The 1191-nt window shown below is 60.3% G+C and carries 1 protein-coding gene; it reads right to left on the bottom strand.

Annotated elements, in window-relative coordinates; translation table 11 throughout:
* Positions 1-1160 (bottom strand): IS701 family transposase (locus C7G61_RS42800; RefSeq protein WP_108523422.1); only part of this gene is annotated, 1160 nt, incomplete at its 3' end.
* Between the last annotated feature and the right edge of the window lie 31 nt (positions 1161-1191).

Below are 1191 nucleotides of genomic sequence, written 5' to 3' on the forward strand. Positions count from 1 at the left end.
CGATGTCGGATCGCGGCCATCATGGCGAAGGCAAGCATCACCAGGGACACGTGACGGTGCCAGCCATGCCAGGATCTGCTCTCGTTGTGATCGAGCCCGAACTCGTTTTTCGCGGTTTCAAAGCTGTCCTCGATCGCCCATCGATGGCCTTCGACCGCGACCAGCGTTTCAATTGATGTTCCCGCTGGGCACCAGGTGGTGAAGAAGGCGAGGTCACCATCGGCGATGCGACGACGGATCAGTAGACCGCGCGTCCACAGACCTTGATTTGCGCTGTTGAATTCTTCGACCTCGAGGTCGGCCAATTCGAGATAACACCAATCGTGCAGCCGCGGTCCCTTGGTTCCGGCTCCCGCCGACAAGCGCTTCCAGTCGGATGAGCGCCGCGTCCGCGCGATGTCTGCGGCCGTACCGGCGACCGGCGGTCGTTTGCCCCAGGATCGAAACACATGAGCGCTGCTGACCCCAAGCACGTAGCCTTTGCCTGCCCGACGTAATTGCTGTTCGATGTCGCCAACGCCGTAGACGGTATCACCGGCAACCCACCTGAATGGTACAGGCGCGGCTATCGCGCGTGCGATCATTCTCGTCGCAAGCTTTGGTTTGGTCGCAAAGCCGACATCGGCAGGCACATAGGCCGCTTCCAGACGATCCGGATCGTCGGTCCACTCCTTCGGAAGATACAGCGCACGATCGATGAATGCATGACCGTGGCGCGAAACGTAGGCAGCGAAGACCCCAATCTGACAGTTCGTGATCTTACCCGCCGAACCAGTGTATTGCCGCGCCACTCCGCACGATGCCTTGCCCTGCTTGAGAAAGCCGGTCTCGTCGATCACGAGGACCGCATCGTCATCCGCCAAATGCTCGATGACATAGTCGCGCACGATATCGCGCAGGGCATCAGCGTCCCAATCCCCACGACCCAGGATTGCCTGCTGCCGCCATGGGCCTGGATCGCCAGCCGCCTCCGCGCGCATCCAACCGGTCTTGCGCTGCTCATCTCCGAGCAGACCTTCCAGGAACAGGCCTGCATTCATCGCAACACGCTCTTGCGTGAACAACGGACGTATCAGCTTCTTGATCTCTCGAAGCGACGCCGCCCACAACGCAAGCGTCTCCTCAATCGACGCTGCCCGCGTCCACGATCTCCGAATCATGGTTGCCCATGGATTCAGAAACCTTCCAAGA

The sequence above is a fragment of the Bradyrhizobium algeriense genome (assembly GCF_003062295.1).
GTDB classification, from domain to species: domain Bacteria; phylum Pseudomonadota; class Alphaproteobacteria; order Rhizobiales; family Xanthobacteraceae; genus Bradyrhizobium; species Bradyrhizobium algeriense.